Here is a 17,129-nt window from a genome sequence, read left to right as displayed (position 1 = left end):
CGGGTACCGGGGCCGCGCGGCGTTAGCGGCCGGGCAGCGTGATCCTCGGCCGCCCCGGCGGTGGTGCGACCGGGGGCGCCGGGACCGGTGCGCGCCGGACGTGGGGTTCCAGCCGCATCCTCGGCCGCCCGTCCAGCGCGTGCATCCACGCCTCCGCCCGGGGCCGGCGGTCGCGCCCGGCGGCCTGCGCGACCAGGGGGTGCAGGACCTCGTCCAACCTGGCCAGGATCGCGTCGTCCGCGGTCGCCTTCTCGGGTGTGACGTGATGGTCCTCCAACAGCAACCGGAGCACCAGGATCGCCAGCTTGTACCGGTCGGAGTCCAGCGTCGCCTCGCCCGCGCGCAGGTGCGGATCCGCCCAGCCGGGCGTCTGGGCGTGCACCGTCGCGGGGGAGTGACCGTTGATCCGGAAACCGTCGCAGTCGATCGCGTACACGCCCGGGCCGTCGTCGCAGGCCCAGAAGAAGTTCTTCATCGACACGTCGCCGAGAATGATGTCATTGCTGTTGAGCAGGTGGAAGAGGCGGACGAACTGCTTGACGAGCTCCAGACGCTCCTCCGTCGAGGGCAGTGCCAGGTCGTCCTTCCACATCGGCTTCGCCGGCGTCATCAGGTACTGGACCTCCATGAACTTGTGCAGTCCCTGGAGTCGGACGTGGAACCTCGCCGGGGCCTCGGGCATGAGGAACCCGACGCACGCCCCGTTGCGCACGACCCGGGCGGTGGGCCACGCGGTGAGTTCCGTGATCGCCCGCTGATCGCCCTGCGACATCAGGCCCGGGCGCTCGATGAGGAGTCGGAGCTTGTCCGCCCGGACGGCGACCCCGGCGAGGTACTCCTTCAGCACCTGCCCGGGACGGCTCGGCACCCGGGAGACGGTGCCCTGGCCGCCGGTGTCGATCAGCTCCAGCGGACCGAGGTCGTCGTACTCGACATCCGTCGTCACAGTGCCTCCACCGCCTCCGTGGCCCACAGCACCACGGCGGACCTGTCATCGTCGAACGTCCTGCGCCGGAACTGGAGCTGGTACAGGAACTCGATCGGACCGGGCGGGGTCCGCCAGGCGTCCGCGAGGTACTCGGAGACCTCGGTGAAACCCAGTGGATTGCCCAGGCCGTCGGTCGCCAGGACGAGCGCCTCCCCGGCGGCGAGGTGGCCTGACACCGTCGCGTCCGGCTGTGTGTGCGCGGGGAGGCTGTGCACGGCGGCGTTGTGCACCGCGGTCTCCGATGCGTCGAACAGGTGCCGGAACACCCCGTCCGACAGGATGTACGCGGGGCTGTCGCCGAGCTGGGCGATGTGGAACGCGTACCCCTCGGTGGTCGGGGTGAGTCCGAGGACCGCGACCGTCAGGGTGGTCGAGAGTTCCGCGGGTTCGGGGCCCTGGTACAGCACGGCCTCGGCGGCCGAGGCGAAACACCCGGGGAGGGTGCCAGCCGCCTCCGGGGCGTCCGGCAGCGCCCTGGCCAGGAACCGGAGCGCCTCGGTGACGGCCGTCGACGCGCCCAGGCCGGACTTCGGCGCGGAGCCGACCCCGTCGGCCACCGCCACGGCGAGATACCGGTCGCCGATCGGGCACACCCCGACCGCGTCCTGCCGGGGCTCGCCGTAGAACCGGTGGGACGGACCGCGGGTGGCTGCGGCCCGGACCTCGACCTCCCCGATTCTGCCGGCCTCCAGCATGGTGTCGGACATCCCCCAGGACGGGGGGAACCGCCACGGCTGCTCCGCCGCCCGCAGCCGTGCCCCGACCGTCCGGGGTTCGAAGGCGCCGCTGTCCCCCCAGCGCTCCGCGTCTGATGTGAGCTCGCGCAACGCTAGATCGCCTCGACCCTGATCTCGGTGAAGCCCGGGATCTTCTCCGGCAGCTGGAGGGTGACCTCGTTCTCGTTGCCCAACGCGGTACCCGACCGGACGATCGACTTGGTGAGTGCCCGGGCGAACTCGTGCAGGGCCAGCCCGGGGCTGATCCCCTCATCGCTCATGAAGGACTTCAGCGTCCCGATCCGCCGGATCGTGTCCGGGTCGGCGTCGCCGATGCCGAACGCGATGATGTTCGGGTGGAACTTCCAGGTCTGGTCGACGAGGCGCCGGTACGCCGGCTCCCACGGCGTGTCGTCGGTCGGCTGACCGTCGGACAGGAAGAACACGGCGGGGCGATAGACGAGGTTCCCGTCCCGCTTGAGCGCGGCGACGTCCCGGTCGATCACGTCGCGGACCAGTTCGAAGGCGCGGGCGTAGCTGGTGGCCGACTTGGCGGTCAGCCCGTTGAGCTCGGTCACCTCACTGAGGTCGGACAAGGGCAGCAGCACGTCGGCGGTGCCCGAGAAGCCGATCAGACAGAACCGGGTCTTGTCAGCCACGATCGCGTCGACGCCGATCGCCTTGTGCAGTTCGGTCAGCCCCTGGTTGAGGCTGTCGATATAGGGCTCCATGGAGTAGGACTCGTCGCACACGACGTAGAAGGGCAGGATCTGCTCGCTCACTAGGGGGTCTCCTCGGAAGGGTCGGGGGGTGGCGTCAGCGCCATGGCAGCCAACGGCGGCGCGGCGGGGGAGCGTAGGGGGTGAACTGGTCGATCCGAACGGTCAGCCGGTCGATGGCCGAGGACAGTGCCACCGGGACCGCCGCGAGGGCGTGCACGGTGTCGGTGAGCCGGGCGACCTGGGCGGCGAGGGCCTGCACGTGCACGGTTCGCGGCTCTCCGCCGGTGTCGGTCACGACGGTGGTCAGGAACCGTTCGTGGTCGGCCAGCAGTCGGCCGATGTTCTCCCGGTTCTCGTCGGACACGGCGGCCTTGTACTCCACGGCGGCCCGCACCCCGTCGACCGCCGCCTCCAGGCTGCCGGCCGCGCCCGCCACGGCACCGGTGAGCGCGGTCGCGGTCGCGGCGTCGCGCGCCTGCATCGTGTCCAGCAACCCGGTGATCGTCGTCTCGGCGTGCCGGATGCCGCCGGAGACCCCGGAGACGGCCTGGGTGAGCGCCGCCGCGCCCTGGCCGACCACCGCGGCGGTCTGCTCCGAGGCCAACGCGGCCGCCTCGGCACCCCGGATCGCGTCCGTCGCGGCGGCGGCTGCGGCGTGCACCTGGCCGACCAGGTCCGCGAGCCGGTGTGCGGTGAGGACGAGCTCCACGCCGAACTGCTCGGGCGTCTCCGGCCGCAGCCGCGCGAGGTGCAGCGACGCGTCGGTGAGGACGTCGCCGAGGCGTTCCACGAGGCGCAACCGGTCGAGGGCGGCGCGGTCCTCGTCGGAGGACTGCGCGGACTCCGACAGCAGGTTCGTCACGATCAGCAGACCGATGGAGCCGACCGTGATCAGGGCCATGTTCTCGAAGGTCAGTCCGAGTTTGCCGTCGAACCCGCCGAGCCAGAGCCGGAAGAACGACTGCGCCCCGATGTCGGGGTGGGCGGCGAGTTCCGCCCGGTACAGCGAGGACGCCTGGAAGAGCCCCCACCACGTGACGAGGATCGGGGCGAAGACCAGTGACATCCGCAGCAGATTGATGGCGTGGAGGACGGGACGCCGGCGTGCCGGGGCCGGGGTGACCGGATAGCCCAGCGCGGCGTGCAGGGGGACGTGTGCCCAGGCGGTCGCCGGCGCACGGCCCTCGAGGACGTCCGCGAGTTCCAGGAGTCGGGCCCGGCGGGCCTCCAGGGCGGGCTCTGCGGCCAGGTCCCTGATCCGGCCGGCGGTCTCGAGATCCGGAGCGACGAGGCTGGCGGTCATCGTGGGGGTGGACATGGCTCCTCGCGGGTGGGGTCGTGGGTCACTGGCTCACGAAGAAGTAGAGCTCGAAGGACAGCGCGCCCTCGGCCGCTCCCTCCTGCCCGGTCGCCTGCCAGAAGTCGCGTACCGCCGCGCCGGTCATCGCGGCCGGCACGGCCTCGCGCAACAGGTCGTTGCCGATTCGGGCGAGGGAGACGCCGGTCCCCGGGCTCTCGCTGGTGCCGAAGGTGAGGACGAACGCGACCCGGCGACCCGCCTTCGTCGCGGCGGCCAGGTGCTGCTGGATCGCCGCCCTGACCCGCCCCGCCTCGGCGGGGTCCCGGTTGAGCAGGGCCTGGCCGTTGCTCTGCACGACGAAGGTGAACGGCTTCTGTTCGGTGCCGAGGGGGCGAAACGGTGTCGCCGACGGCACGGGGCTCCGCGAGGCGCTGGCGGTCGGGCTCGGCAGTGCCTGCACGGGCAGGTCGGTCGCGCTGCCGAGCAACAGGACCATGAGCGCCAGCGCGAGGTCCGCGAAGAGCCAGCCGGCGAGCATCATCGAGTTGCGCGAGCCGTTGGCGGACCGTCCTGTCAGCACGGTCCGGCCGGTGGCGGGGGAAAAGGGCGGGATGGAGCCACGCAGCACCTCGGAGTGTGTCGGCAATGGTCGCCGGAGAAGGCCTTACCGGAATTCGCGCCGGACGACGGCTGAATGGACGCCGTCAATGGTTGGGCTCTGTTTTTGTATCAGAGTGACGTCGTGCGGGCAAACCCCGGCCACTCTCCGCCGTCATTTCGGGGGATCTTTTCGGTGCGGCGTTCGCGAGAATTATTCACGGCACACAAAGGACTGTGTGGATCTACATTCGACCGCGCCCGGGCAGCTATTGCATTTCCGCTGGTCAGGTCGATGGAATGGCGGCGCGGACTGCAACTTGTACCTACCAAAGTGTTCTAGATCTGCGTCCTCAATCCGACAGCCATCGCGCGTCATGCACAGCCGAACGGATGGTTCCGTCACTTGCGGTGACGTTCAGAATCAGAAGGTGGTTTCACGCGTCCAAGAGGGAGAGAGGTCCACACGTGGGTCTGTTCCGCCGATTCACGGGAACGCCCCCCACCCCGTTCGGCTACCAGCCACCGCCCGAGGCCGTGGTCCGGTCCTGGATCTGCGCCGATCCGGGGTGTGGCCACAGTGGTCCTGGATCCGACCCCCGACGGTGGCCCCGGCGATGCCCCGAGTGCGACGCGGGCATCCGTACCGATCGGCTCGCCGAACCATGGGAGCACCAGGCCAGGCGGCAGGAGATCGACGCGCGGCTCGCGGGCCCGCCGCGCTGGTCCGGTGACCTCGACGAGGCCCGGGCCGAGGACGCGGTGTGGTGGTTCGCCGACGCCTTGGCGCACACCCGGCCCGAACTGGCCGCGGAACGGTGGGCCCGGATCGACCGGCTGATAAAGGAAACGGAGGCGGCACAGCGTACCTTCCACGGCGGTTACCACCGGTGGAACGCGTTCCAGTGCGCCGTCGACCACGGGCACGCGGACCTGGCGGCCCACGTGCTGCGCGACTGGTACGCGGCGGCCGACACCTCGGAGCTGGAGGACAACGGCCGCCGGACCAACTGCCGGCAGCTGGCGAGCTGCCTGATCACGTTCCTGGAGCACCCCGTCACCGCGCCGTCGCCGCATGCCGAACCCCTGTGGTCCGCGCTCACCGACCTGATGGCGCGGATGCGGGACGTCACGACCGCGGACCACATTCAGGGGTACGCACGGCTGGGCCGCCTGCGGGCGGGCGGCAACAACGAGGAGGAGAGCCTGCTCGACGCGCTCCGCCAGTTGCGGATCGGCGACCACCGGGCCGCGCCGGAGGAGGGCGCGCGGCCCACCGACCTCGGGCTGCGGATGTTGTGCCTGGCCTGGCACGAGCGCGGTGACCAGGTCAGCGGCCTGGACGGCTCTCTGGTCTGGGACGTGTGCCTGCGACCCGTGATGGAACACGCCCGCGCCGATCCGCGCGCCGCGGTCGAGGCCGTCGCGGCGGCGGTACTGCCGGGCGCCGGCTGGGAGGTGTTCGGGGCGAGCCGGTGCCTGCAGGAGTACGCCGGAGACGAGCCCGGTTTCCTCCCCGTCCTCGACGCCGCGCTGGAGTTCCTCCACGGTCAGGGCTGGTCCGAACGGTTCCTCAACGGCGTCGAGCGCCGGCGGTGGCACACGACACACGGGCCGGACTCCTGGTGAGAATCCCCGTGCCGCGCTCCATGCGGGGCCGCGCACGGCTGCGGCGCGTGGTCGTCGCCGTCTTCCTGCTGCTCGGGCTGGCCTGCTCCGGCGGCAGCTACCTCTCCACCAGGGCGGTCGCGCTGGGTTCGCCGCACGCGCACCTGATCGGCCTGTGGTCAGCCGTGCTCGACGCGGCCACCGTCGGCCTCCTGGCTTTCGCCCTGGTGGGCGACCGGCCGAGGCCGATCCTGGCGCGGCTCTCCGCCGCCTGCATGACCGTCGGTTTCGCACCGGGGTTCTGCTGGTTGCTCGTGTCGCGCCTCGGCATGTCGCCGGTGCCGGCCTGGATCGTGACCGGCTCGACGTCGATCGTGGTCTTCTGGCAGTTGCAGCAGTCGCTGTCCAGGGTCGTCGTCCGGCTGCTGGTGTCGGGCACCGTCGTGGTCCCGGAGCATCGGGCGGAACGGGTTCTGGAACACGTCGGGAAGGCCCGCGGCGAGAAGCTCGACGAGGAGGACGCCAAGGGGCTCCGGATCAGCGAGGCGCGGGCGCTGATCGCCTCCGCGACCTCCGGTGCACGCCCCGACGGGCTGGTGCGGGCCGCCGCGCTGCTCAACCAGGTCCGGGCCGACCCGCCCAGGGATCCGGTGCGGCTGTTCAACGCGCTCTTCACCCTGGTCGAGGCCCTGCAGGCCAAGGCGCACAGCCATCACGACTTCGCCGGGTACCCGGAGGCCTTGGAGGCCCTCGCGGCGGTGATGGACCTCCTGCCCGACGACGCCGCCGCGGGCTGGGTCGACGTACACACGGCATACGCCCAGTACGAGGCGGACCTCGCCGGGCGGATGCCGTCCGACGGCCACGCCGAGGCGCACGTGAACGCGGCGATCAGCCGGTACCGCCGGGCGGTCTCCGTCGCGTCCGCCGCCGCCCGGCCGCGACTTCCCCAGCTCTACCTGGAACTCGCCGCCCAGCTCGGCATCCGGGACCAGCCTTCCGACCTGACCGAGGCCATCGCGTTCTGCCGGATGGCACGGCAGCTCGTCGGCCGACGCGGTCACCGGGCACGGGAGGCCGACCTGATCCTCGCGAGCCTGCTGACCCAACGCGCGGACAGTGAGTGGGCGACCGCCGAGACCGCCGAATGCGACCTCGACGAGGCCGAGCGGCTGTGTCGTCCGTTGACGGAGCGCCGGTGCGAGCAGAGGCTCAACGCGCTGGAGCAGCGGGCGGAGACCCTGAGTACCTGGGCCCGGCTGTTCCCCGACGGGCCACCGACTGCGGAGATCGCCGTGGCCATGCGCGCGTCGGCCACCGGGTCCGAGCGCGGCGCCGCGGACACCGCGCTGCGGACCGCCCGGATGTGGGTCGACTGGGCCACCACCCAGGACGATGCCGCCGTGACCGCCGAGGCGTACCACCACCTGATGGCGACCGTGCCGAGGGCGGCGTTCGGCAAGTACCTGTGGGCGGCCAAGGAGACCCTGTTGACCAGGGTCCAGTCCACGGCGGGGGAGGCCGGGTACTGGCTGTCGCGCGCCGGCCGCCCGCGCGACGCCGCCGTGGCCCTGGAACGCGGCAGGGCGGTGCTGATCAGCGAGGTCGCCGCCCGCGAACGCCCGGACCTCGACCGGCTCGTCGCCGGGGTGCGACGGCCCGGACTCAGCGCGCGCTACCACGGGGCCGTGCGGCGGCTGCGGGAGGTGGAGAGCCGGCCCGGCGTACCCGGATTCGCGTTCGGCCTGCAACGCGCGGCGGCGGAGTACGAGACGGTCGCCTGGGAGGTGGCCCGGCTCGGCGGGTACGCCCACGTGGTCCCCGACGTGACCTACGAGGACATCGCCGCGGCGACCGGGGCGGGGCCGGTGGTCTACCTCGCCGCCGCCGAACGGGGCGGCTACGCGGTGGTGGTCCGCGACGCCGGCGACCCGGAGATCGTGCGGCTCCCCGGCCTGAGCGCCGCCGCGGTGGCCGAACACGTCGGAGCGGCGACGGGCGGGTACGACCAGGACAGCCTCGACCGGACCGTCACCTTCCTGTGGACGGCGGGGATCGGTGCCCTCGCGGCCCGGCTGCCCCGGGACGCGGTCACGACCCTGGTACCGGTCGGCGCGCTCAGCCACCTGCCACTGCACGCCGCGGGACACCGCTCCGGGCCGGAGGACGCCTGGCACTGCCTCGCCGACGACGTCACCCTGCGGTACTCGCCGAACGCGCGGTCCCTGGTCACTTCCTGGCGGCGGGCGGCGGCCTTCCAGGGGCGCCCGTTGCGGCTCCTGGCGGTGGACGCGCCGAACGGCCACCGGCGCGCGCCGGCGGCCCGGCTGCGGCACACCCGCGACGAGACCGAACACGTGATCCGGGGCTGGCGTGCGGGCGGCGACCACGCCGGCCAGGTACCCGGCGCGCGACGCCACGAGGTTCTGACCGCCCTGGACGGGCACGACGTCTGGCACTTCGCCTGTCACGGCGTGGCCCGGCCGGACCAGATCCTCGACAGTGCCCTGCTCCTCACCGACGGCAGTGTCACGCTGCGGGACCTGGGCGCCGTCGTGTTCCGGGTCCGGCGGCTGGCCGTGTTGTCGGCGTGCGAGACCCACACCACCAGCAGCGACGCCCCGGACGAGTCACTCGGCCTGCCCGGCGGGATGTTGCAGATCGGCCTCGCCGGCGTGGTGGCCTCCCAGTGGAAGGTCACGGACCAGGCGGCCGTGTTCCTGGTCGCCCGCTTCTACCAGGGCTGGCGTTCCGAGGGGCTGTCCCCGGCCGCCGCGCTGACCGGAGCACAGCGCTGGCTGAGCCGGGCCACCCGCGCGGACCTGCACGCGTACCTGCCCCACGTCTATCCGCTCGAGTCCTGGCTCCCGCAGCCGGAACGCGACCGACGCCCGTTCGCCCACCCCTATTTCTGGGCTCCGCTCGTGCTGACCGGAGACTGAGAGGAACACCCGTGACCATGCCCACCGTGCACGTCGACGTTCCCTATGAGCCGCACCCCGACCTGCGTCGGCAGCTGTTCGAGGACCTGGGCACCGTGCCCGAGATCGTCGCGTCGAGCCGCAGCGTCGAGGACCTGCCCGCGTATGTCCTGATCAGCACGTTCCTCGGGCAGTTCGTCACCGCCCTGGCCGGTCAGTTCGGCGCGGACGCCGCAGGACGCCTGGGCCGGGCGCTCGGCCGGCTGCGCACGGGCGGCGGGGAGCCCGGCCGCGAGATCCGGATCAGCTGCGCGTCGAGCGGCGTGATCGCGGTACTCACGGAACGCGCGGCCCTGGACGATCGCGCGATGCGGGAGCTGTTGGGGCTGGACTTCACCGCCTTCCGCCGTGGTACCGAACTGCACTGGGACGCCGACGCCCGGCGCTGGCGGACCAGCCGACGCTGACCCACCCCGCGCCTCGCCGCGCAACGCGGTCGAGCCCGACCACCAGGGGTGTCGCCGCCCCGGGTGGCCCGGCTCGACCGGTGCCGGCACCCTCGACGTGATCCGGCGGCCGGCGCGGTGGCCGTGGCTCAGCCCGGTTGTCGCACCGGCCGCGCGATCCCCAGATCCACCCCCGGCGCACGCACCACCACCGGCTCCACGGACTCCAACCGCAACCGCACCAGCCCGGTCCCGTCCGACCCCAGCAGCGTCCCGGCACTCTCCCAGGCCACGTCGTACCCGCGCCCGTACACGATCAGCGGCTTCGCGGTCTCCCACACAGTGCCCAGGTCGAACACCGCCGCGTGGGACGCCCCGCCGCTGTCGGCCGGGGTGAACATGGCCGCGAGGTACCGCCCGTCGGGGGACACCGGCTGGTCCCGCAGCGCGCCGACGGCCAGGCCGCAGACCGATTTCACGGTCCGCAGCCCGTCCAGCGGGTCGAGCAGCACCAGGCATCCGCCCGGCCGGACGGCGAGGAACTTCCCGTCCGGGGTGGGCGCGAGCACCGTGGTCTGGTCGCCGACCTGCCCGGGGGTGGACGCGTACGCGCCCCGGGCCGGGACCCAGATGTCGTGCCACTCCATGCCGCCGTTGTTGGGTCGGCCCAGGTAGACGGCCTGTCCGGTGTACGCCAGCGGGCCGCCCTCGGCCGGGGCGGGGGTCTGGTTCTCCGTGACCAGTTTTCCGTCGCGCAGGGTGCCGGTGGCCAGCCGCCCGTCGGAGCGCCAGGCCACCCGCCGGCCGTCGGGCGCGACGACGACGTGGGAGATGTCGGCGGGCAGGGGGACCCGCTCCAGGGTGGACCGTACCCAGAAGGAGGGTTCTGGAACTCCGTAGTCGCCGAGGGTGAGCCAGCCGTCGGCGACCTTGACGACGTGGGCGGGGGTCTTCGGGAGCACGATGCCCCGCTTCTCGGCCGACCAGAGGGAGATGTCCCGGTCGTCGCGGGGGAACAGCACCAGGTCGAGGCGGGGGGAGTCGGTCAGCGGCGGGGTCGGGCCGACGGTGGGGACCGGGTCGGCGGGCGGCAGCGGCACGTCTCGGGAGGTGCCCCTGGTGGCCGCGAACACCCCGCCGGCGGCGAGGACCAGGGCGGCGGCGCCGACGGCGAGCGCGCGGCGGCGGCGGATGGTCCGGGCGGCCCCGATCGCCCGGTCGGCGCGGCCCTGGGTCTCCGGGGCCGTGGGCGGGACGGCCACCTGGCGGTTGAGCGAGCGGCGCAGGTCGTCCTCGGTCGGGGTCATCGGTCCATTCCTTCCGGGATGCGCGTGCCGAGCTGGACCCGCAGGGTGCCCAGGGCGCGGGAGGTCTGGCTCTTCACGGTGCCCACGCTGACCCCGAGCAGCCGGGCGGTCTCCGCCTCGGACTGGTCCTCGTAGTAGCGCAGGACCAGGACCGCGCGTTGCCGGGCGGGCAGCTGGCGGACCTGCTGCCACAGTTCGTCGCGGACCACGAGGGCGTCGAGGCCGTCCGGGCCGGGGGTGTCGGGCAGGTCCGCCGTCGGCCGCTCGCCGGTCCACTGGCGGCGCCACCAGCTGGTCGCCGTGTTCACCAGGACCTTTCGGGTGTACGCCTCCACCGCCTCGATCCGCCCGAGCCGGCGCCACGCGAGATACGTCTTGGTCAGCGCCGTCTGGAGCAGGTCCTCGGCCCGGTGCCAGTCGCCGACCAGGAGGTACGCGGTCCGCAGCAGCGCCGGGGACCGGGCCGCGACGAAGTCACGGAAGTCCTGTTCGTCCATCGAACCCTCTCTCGCGTGGGTGTCCCGCTGTGAGACGCGCCGGCACCCCGGAAAGGTTGGCATCCCGACGGGTCGCATGGGTGGCGGCCCGCCGGGAACGGGTCATTCTGGGCGTCCCCGGTCCACATCGATCCAGTAGCGCCGCACCCGGTCGCCGAGCGCGTTCACCCGGATGCACTCCAGGACGCCGCCGTTGCGTTCGATGGTGCGGGCCGAGGCGACGTTGTCCGCGAGGCAGGGGATGAGGACCCGGTCCAGGCCCAGGACGACGCGGGCCCGCTCGAGCGTCTCGCCCAGGGCCCAGCTGGCCAGGCCCCGACGGCGCGCCGACGGTCGCACGCCGTAGCCGATCCGGCCGACCGTGTCGTCGAAGTGGTGCCGCAGGGCGATGCCGCCGAGTACCCGGCCGTCCTCGACGATCCACCGGGGCGAGCCGTGCGGCCGGTCCGGGCAGGGCTCGCTGGCCGGGTGGTCGCCCCGGGTCCGGGCGTGGACCCAGGCGGCGAATCCCGCGGGGGAGTCGACATCGTCGTCGACGGACAGGCCGAAGCCGTCCTCGTGGTCGAGGCCGCGGCCCCAGTCGTCGCGGCATTCCAGGAAGGCGGCGTGCGGGCGGGTGGTGGGCGGGATCAGCTCAGGCGTGCGGCCAAGGTAGCGGCGCGCCGGCCGCCGGACGAGCCCGTTCCGCCCGACCGCGATGGCCCCCGGAGCCCGATTCTGCCCCGAAAAAGGCAACCCCGTTCAGGGGAGTACTGGTCGGCACTACCGACCGCCCTCCTGCGGCTCTGGGGTGCCTTGTGGGTGGCCTGAGCGCGGTCCGGCGCGAGTATTTCGCGTCATCACACGTGATCTGCGTCACAAACTGTGCCCCGTTCCGTCCGGCGGCTCGGGGTTCGCACCCGCGTCGGCGCGCCCGCCGTGTCGCCTTGACTTGTGCGTACACGTGTTCGAGTATTTCGGGGTGGAGATGACGACGACGGCGCACTGGTGGAACGGCAAGCGGGCGGAGTTCGAGCGGGCGGAGGTGTTCGTCCGGTTCAACCCCGCCGGCGGCCGCTACGAGGTGCAGGTGACCGTCGCCGGCCAGAACAGGCTGGTGGAGTGCCTGGCCAGAGAGCGCGCCGACAATCTGGCGACGCTGCTCACGGCCGGCCCGGGCTGGGTCCGCCTGAAGGGACCCGGCCTTCATGACCCAGCGGCCCCGGCCCTGTCACAGCAGGCCATTCCAGTCGGCTCCGGGTAGCCCGGGCGGGTGAGGTGAACCGGGTGTCGCCGCCGCACCTGGCGCAGGCCAGGGCGGTGGCCCCCTGCGCCCGAGAAAGATCAATTAAACTCGGGGTACCCGAATGAGGCGGTGACACCCATGGACAGGCACGAGCTGCGTGTGGACCGGCAGATCCGTGAGGCCGAGGAACGCGGCGAGTTCGCGAACCTGCCCGGTGCCGGCAAGCCCATCCCCAACCTGGGCACCACGTACGACGAGAACTGGTGGGTCCGGGAGTACATGCGCCGGGAGAAGCTCAGCTTCGTCGGGCCGCCCGCGCTGGCCCTGCGCAAGGAGGCCGAGGACATCATGGACACGGTCGCCAAGGAGTACTCGGAACGGGCCGTCCGTGGCATCGTCGCCGACCTCAACGCGCGCATTCTCGAGGTGCGCCGGGGTGCGGTGGAGGGGCCGTCGATCGTGGTGAACACGCTCGACGAGGACGAGGTCGTGGCCCGCTGGAAGGAACACCGGGCCAGCTAGCGGCCCCGGCCCCGGCCCCGGCCCCGGCCCCGGCCCCGGCCCCGGCTCCGTCCCTGCCCTGCCCGTCCTAGCCCGGGGCCCCGCTCGGCCCAAGCCCCGGCCTGTCCGGCCCAAGCCCCGCTTGGCTCGGGCCCAAGCCGGCAGTTGCGGCGCCCACGGATCGGGGCATGTCCGGGCCGGCGGCGTGGGTTGGGGTTCAGGGCGCCGGGGTCAGTTCCGGCCACTCCGGGTTCGGCCCGTCGAGCGGCCCGCCTGACCCACCCGGCCCGCCTGACCCACCCGGCCCGCCTGGCCGGCCCGGCCCGGCCAGCCCGCCTGACCCGTCCGGCCCGTCGGACAGGAACCGGTCGAAGAAGGCCCGTAGGCACGCGCGCTGGGCGGCCACCGCCCGGCCGTGGTCGACGGTGCCGACCACGCGGTCGTAGAGCGGCCCGGCCAGCCCCGGGGAGCCCTCGGCCGCCCGGTAGATCGGCAGGAAGTCGGTGAAGCCGTGGTGGGTCCCGCCGGACAGGGTCAGGTCCCGCTTCCAGCCGCGGTGCCGGGCCCAGAAGTCCGCCCAGCCCGGGTCGCCGTCCGGGGCGTGGCTGCGGGCCCGGTGGCCGCCCGCGCCGTCGGGGCGGGACCGGGCCGCGCCGAGCAGGAGGAACGGGCGGTCGTGGCCGTGCCGGGCGACGTTGCCGGCGGGCATCGGGTTCGAGGGCGACGCGCCCAGCGGGCCGTCCAGGTTGGCCCCGGCGGCGAACCGGGCGTCCAGCGCCATCGCCTCGCACGCGGCGGTCCCGCCCAACGAGTGCCCGAACACCCCGATCCCGGACCCGCCCGCGCCGGAAGCCGTTCCCCGGCCGGTCAGCGCCGGCAGGCTGTCCAGGACGAACGACAGGTCCGCGACCCGGGCGTCGAGGGCGCGCCCGATGTACCCGGCCATGAGATCCTGATCCCCGGCCACCTCGTCGGTCAGCGCCCCGTCGGTGCGGACCCGGCCGTCGGGGAAGGCGACCGGTGAGCCCTCCCCGGGGTGGTCGACGGTTACGACCGTGTAGCCGTGGCTGGCCAGGTCGGAGACGAGCGCGGTGGTCGTGCCACGGGCCATGCCCAGCCCGGGGGAGAACAACACGACCGGCCCGGCGGCGTCCCCGAGGCCGGCCGTGCCCGGGCCGGCCGTGCTCCGCTCGGACCTGTCGGCGTAGGCGGCGTTCGGGGCCGGAGCGGGCAGGGCCGGGGCTCCGAGATGGCCGGCTGTCGGGGAGGTCCAGTCCACGACTCCGGCGGGGAAGCCCCCGGCCGCCACGAGCGCGTCGAACAGTCCCGCCGCCCCGCCCGGCAGCCACGGGGCCCGGGGCCGCCCGGTGACATCGCTGGCCGGGTACCAGACGCTCACCATCAGCTCCCTGGCCAGCTCCGGCAGCCACGGGTCCGGCCGGCCGGCGTCGGTGAGGTGCGCGTCGGTCACGCCCACCGGGTGCGGTCCGGTCGGGGCGGGCAGAACGAACTCCATCGGGTACTCCGCTCTCGAAGGGTGCCGGCAAAGATACCGGTTACGGATCGCCCTTCCCGGGTATCCGGAAGTTGTGCCGCCGCCCGCGCCCCCCGTCGCGGGTGGCGGCCCGCAACGTGCCCGCCCCGGTCCGGGAGCGTGACCCCCGCGAACATCCAAAGCATCACAATGCGTGACAGGTACGCCATTGACAGCGCAGTATGTCGATAATGGACGTTCTGAACGGCCTGCGTGCATCTCGACGGCCCCCGACGGTAGGCCGGTGACACCGGACAGGTGGCGAAACGCCCTCGCCGGACCACCCCCAGGGGAGCGGCCCGGCGAGGGCGTGGACGGTCAGGCGGCGTGCGCCAGGGTGCCCGCCTCCGCCGGCCGCAGCGCCAACCGCACCACGTCGGCGACGTCCGCCACCACGTGGATCGTCAGCTGGTCGCGGACGGCCGCCGGCAGGTCGTCCAGGTCCGGCTCGTTGCGGGCCGGCACGATCACCTCGGTCAGGCCCGCCCGGTGCGCGGCGAGCAGTTTCTGCTTCACGCCGCCGATGGGCAGTACCCGGCCGTTGAGGGTCACCTCGCCGGTCATCCCGATCTCCGGGCGGACGGGCCGGCCGGTGGCCAGGGACGCCAGCGCCGTGACCATCGTGATGCCCGCGCTCGGGCCGTCCTTCGGGACCGCGCCCGCCGGCACGTGCAGGTGCAGGCGCCGGTGCAGGGCCGCCGGGTCGACGCCCAGCTCCGGGCCGTGCGACCGCAGGTAGGACAGGGCGATCTGCGCGGACTCCTTCATCACGTCGCCGAGCTGGCCGGTCAGGGTCAGCCCCGGCTCGCCGTCGGCCAGGGCGGTGGCCTCGATGAACAGCACGTCGCCGCCCGCGCCGGTGACCGCGAGCCCGGTGGCCACGCCGGGTACCGCCGTGCGCTCGGCGGACTCCGGGGTGAACCGGGGCCGGCCCAGGTAGTCCTTCAGGTTCGCGAGCGTCACGTCCACGGTGGTGTCCCTGTCCGGGGACGGGGCGTCGGCCGCCGGCCGCTCCTCGTCCAGCCCGGCCGCGAACCCGAACGGCGCGACCCGGGGTGCCCCGACGACACCGGAACCGGGTGCCCCCGCCCCGACTGCCGGCGCGGTCGACAGCTCGACCGCCACCTTCCGCAGCACCCTGCCCAGCGCCCGCTCCAACTGCCGCACCCCGGCCTCCCGGGTGTACTCCGACGCCACCAGCCCCAGCACCTCGTCGGTCACGGTCACGTCCTCCGGCGTCAGCCCGGCCCGGTCCAGCTGCCGGGGCCACAGGTGCCCGCGCGCGATGGCGACCTTCTCCGCCTCCGTGTACCCGTCGAGGGTGACGACCTCCATCCGGTCCAGCAGCGGCCCCGGCACCGTGTCGGCGACGTTCGCCGTGGCCAGGAACAGCACGTCGGACAGGTCGAGGTCCACCTCGAGGTAGTGGTCGCGGAACGTGTGGTTCTGCGCGGGGTCGAGGACCTCCAGCAGCGCGGCGGCCGGGTCCCCGGCGTAGCCGGCCGACAGCTTGTCCACCTCGTCGAGGAGTACGACCGGGTTCATCGAGCCGGCCTCGCGGATGGCGCGCACGATCCGCCCGGGCAGCGCGCCCACGTACGTGCGCCGGTGGCCCCGGATCTCGGCCTCGTCGCGCACGCCGCCGAGGGACACCCGGACGAACTTGCGGTCCAGCGCCCGGGCCACGGACTCGCCGAGGCTGGTCTTGCCCACCCCGGGCGGCCCGACGAGGGCGAGCACGGCGCCGGAGCCCCGGCCGCCGACCACCTGGAGGCCCCGGGCGGCGCGCCGGTTGCGGACCGCCAGGTACTCCAGGATGCGGTCCTTCACGTCGTCGAGCCCGGAGTGGTCGGCGTCGAGCACCTCGCGGGCGGTGCGCAGGTCGGTGTTGTCCTCGGTGCGGACCGTCCACGGCATCTCCAGCACCGTGTCGAGCCAGGTCCGGATCCAGCCGGACTCCGGGGACTGGTCGCTGGCCCGTTCGAGCTTGTCGACCTCGCGGATCGCCGCCTCGCGGACCTTGTCGGGCAGGTCGGCGGCCTCGACCCGGGTGCGGTAGTCGGCGCTGCCCTCGGGCTCGTCCTCGCCGAGTTCCTTGCGGATGGCGGCGAGCTGCTGGCGGAGCAGGAACTCGCGCTGGGTCTTCTCGACGCTCTCGCGCACGTCCTCGCTGATCTTCTCGGACACGTCCAGCTCGGCCAGGTGGTCGCGGACCCAGACGGTCAGCTTCTCCAGCCGTTCGGCCACGTCGAGGGCGGCGAGGAGTTCGGCGCGCTGTTCGAGGGACAGCCAGGGCGCGTAGCCGGCGGAGTCGGCCAGTTCGGCGGGCTCGGTCATCCGCTCCACCGCGTCGATCACCTGCCAGGCGCTGCGCCGCTGGAGCAGGGCGACGACCACTTTGCGGTACTCCGTGGCCAGCTCGCGGACCCGCTCGGTCACCGGCGGCTCCTCGAACCGGGTGACCTCGACCCACAGGGCGGCCCCCGGCCCGGGCACCCCGGAGCCGATCTTCCCCCGGGCCAGGCCCCGGATCACGGCGGCCGGTTCGCCGCTGGACAGCCGGCCGACCTTCTCGATGACGGCGACGGTGCCCACCGGCCCGTACTCGCCGTCGAGCCGGGGGACCGCCAGCAGGGTGTCGTCGCCGGCCGTGCGCGCCGCGTCGACGGCGGCCTGGGTCGCGGCGTCGAGGGTGACGGGGATGACCATGCCGGGGAGCAGGACGGACTCGGAGAGGGGGAGGACGGGAAGCGTAGCCATGAGGTCA

Annotated in this window: 15 protein-coding genes; 5 read left to right on the top strand and 10 right to left on the bottom strand. The window is 73.4% G+C overall.

What is annotated here, in order from left to right; translation table 11 throughout:
* Positions 1 to 22: 22 nt before the first annotated feature.
* From AB0M43_RS14300 to AB0M43_RS14280, 5 genes are read right to left on the bottom strand one after another with little or no spacing between them, the layout of a single operon-like run.
* Positions 23 to 946 (bottom strand): hypothetical protein, encoded by a 924-nt coding sequence (locus AB0M43_RS14300; RefSeq protein WP_363724526.1) that lies wholly within the window; start codon positions 944 to 946, stop codon positions 23 to 25.
* Positions 943 to 1,815 (bottom strand): protein phosphatase 2C domain-containing protein, encoded by an 873-nt coding sequence (locus tag AB0M43_RS14295; RefSeq protein WP_363724524.1) that lies wholly within the window; start codon positions 1,813 to 1,815, stop codon positions 943 to 945. The genes AB0M43_RS14300 and AB0M43_RS14295 overlap by 4 nt, the downstream gene beginning before the upstream one ends.
* A gap of 2 nt (positions 1,816 to 1,817) precedes the next feature.
* Positions 1,818 to 2,486, bottom strand: coding sequence for a VWA domain-containing protein (locus tag AB0M43_RS14290; RefSeq protein ID WP_363724522.1), 669 nt, complete (start codon positions 2,484 to 2,486; stop codon positions 1,818 to 1,820).
* Positions 2,487 to 2,520: 34 nt separating this feature from the next.
* Complete coding sequence (locus tag AB0M43_RS14285; RefSeq protein WP_363724520.1) at positions 2,521 to 3,744, bottom strand: hypothetical protein; 1,224 nt, start codon at positions 3,742 to 3,744, stop codon at positions 2,521 to 2,523.
* A gap of 25 nt (positions 3,745 to 3,769) precedes the next feature.
* Positions 3,770 to 4,306, bottom strand: a complete 537-nt coding sequence (locus AB0M43_RS14280; RefSeq protein ID WP_363724518.1) for a hypothetical protein — start codon at positions 4,304 to 4,306, stop codon at positions 3,770 to 3,772.
* A gap of 485 nt (positions 4,307 to 4,791) precedes the next feature.
* Here AB0M43_RS14280 and AB0M43_RS14275 point away from each other — a divergent pair, with 485 nt between their 5' ends.
* From AB0M43_RS14275 to AB0M43_RS14265, 3 genes are read left to right on the top strand one after another with little or no spacing between them, the layout of a single operon-like run.
* The gene (locus AB0M43_RS14275; RefSeq protein ID WP_363724516.1) at positions 4,792 to 5,952 is read left to right on the top strand and encodes a hypothetical protein; all 1,161 of its coding nucleotides are present in this window, start codon (positions 4,792 to 4,794) and stop codon (positions 5,950 to 5,952) included.
* Positions 5,949 to 8,873: a CHAT domain-containing protein gene (locus tag AB0M43_RS14270; RefSeq protein WP_363724514.1), complete on the top strand. Its 2,925-nt coding sequence runs from the start codon at positions 5,949 to 5,951 to the stop codon at positions 8,871 to 8,873. The genes AB0M43_RS14275 and AB0M43_RS14270 overlap by 4 nt, the downstream gene beginning before the upstream one ends.
* 11 nt (positions 8,874 to 8,884) lie before the next feature.
* Positions 8,885 to 9,319, top strand: a complete 435-nt coding sequence (locus AB0M43_RS14265) for a hypothetical protein (protein WP_363724513.1) — start codon at positions 8,885 to 8,887, stop codon at positions 9,317 to 9,319.
* Between the two features lie 128 nt (positions 9,320 to 9,447).
* On the opposite strand, the gene AB0M43_RS14260 is transcribed toward AB0M43_RS14265, so the two are convergent.
* From AB0M43_RS14260 to AB0M43_RS14250, 3 genes are all read right to left on the bottom strand, one after another.
* On the bottom strand, positions 9,448 to 10,605 hold the full coding sequence (locus AB0M43_RS14260; protein ID WP_363724511.1) for a hypothetical protein: 1,158 nt from the start codon (positions 10,603 to 10,605) through the stop codon (positions 9,448 to 9,450).
* Positions 10,602 to 11,102 carry a SigE family RNA polymerase sigma factor gene (locus AB0M43_RS14255; protein ID WP_363724509.1) on the bottom strand — a complete coding sequence of 167 codons (501 nt, stop codon included), beginning with the start codon at positions 11,100 to 11,102 and terminating at the stop codon, positions 10,602 to 10,604. The genes AB0M43_RS14260 and AB0M43_RS14255 overlap by 4 nt, the downstream gene beginning before the upstream one ends.
* A 102-nt stretch (positions 11,103 to 11,204) precedes the next feature.
* Positions 11,205 to 11,837 carry a GNAT family N-acetyltransferase gene (locus tag AB0M43_RS14250; RefSeq protein ID WP_363724507.1) on the bottom strand — a complete coding sequence of 211 codons (633 nt, stop codon included), beginning with the start codon at positions 11,835 to 11,837 and terminating at the stop codon, positions 11,205 to 11,207.
* Between the two features lie 226 nt (positions 11,838 to 12,063).
* Between AB0M43_RS14250 and AB0M43_RS14245 the strand changes: the two genes are divergently transcribed.
* Positions 12,064 to 12,345 carry a hypothetical protein gene (locus AB0M43_RS14245; RefSeq protein WP_363724505.1) on the top strand — a complete coding sequence of 94 codons (282 nt, stop codon included), beginning with the start codon at positions 12,064 to 12,066 and terminating at the stop codon, positions 12,343 to 12,345.
* 120 nt (positions 12,346 to 12,465) lie between these two features.
* The gene (locus AB0M43_RS14240) at positions 12,466 to 12,849 is read left to right on the top strand and encodes a DUF1992 domain-containing protein (RefSeq protein ID WP_363724503.1); all 384 of its coding nucleotides are present in this window, start codon (positions 12,466 to 12,468) and stop codon (positions 12,847 to 12,849) included.
* 196 nt (positions 12,850 to 13,045) lie between these two features.
* Here AB0M43_RS14240 and AB0M43_RS14235 read toward each other — a convergent pair whose 3' ends face one another.
* Together AB0M43_RS14235 and lon are read right to left on the bottom strand one after the other, a co-directional pair.
* A complete protein-coding gene (locus tag AB0M43_RS14235) occupies positions 13,046 to 14,344 on the bottom strand; it encodes an alpha/beta fold hydrolase (RefSeq protein WP_363724501.1) in 1,299 nt (432 codons plus the stop codon).
* A 336-nt stretch (positions 14,345 to 14,680) separates the two neighbouring features.
* Entirely contained in the window at positions 14,681 to 17,122 is a 2,442-nt protein-coding gene (gene lon, locus AB0M43_RS14230; RefSeq protein WP_363724499.1) for an endopeptidase La, read from the bottom strand.
* Positions 17,123 to 17,129 lie beyond the last annotated feature (7 nt).

It is taken from the genome of Longispora sp. NPDC051575 (assembly GCF_040681875.1).
Lineage (GTDB): Bacteria > Actinomycetota > Actinomycetes > Mycobacteriales > Micromonosporaceae > Longispora.
The sequence above is the reverse complement of the archived record's forward strand: the minus strand, read 5'-3'. Positions and strand labels throughout refer to the sequence as shown.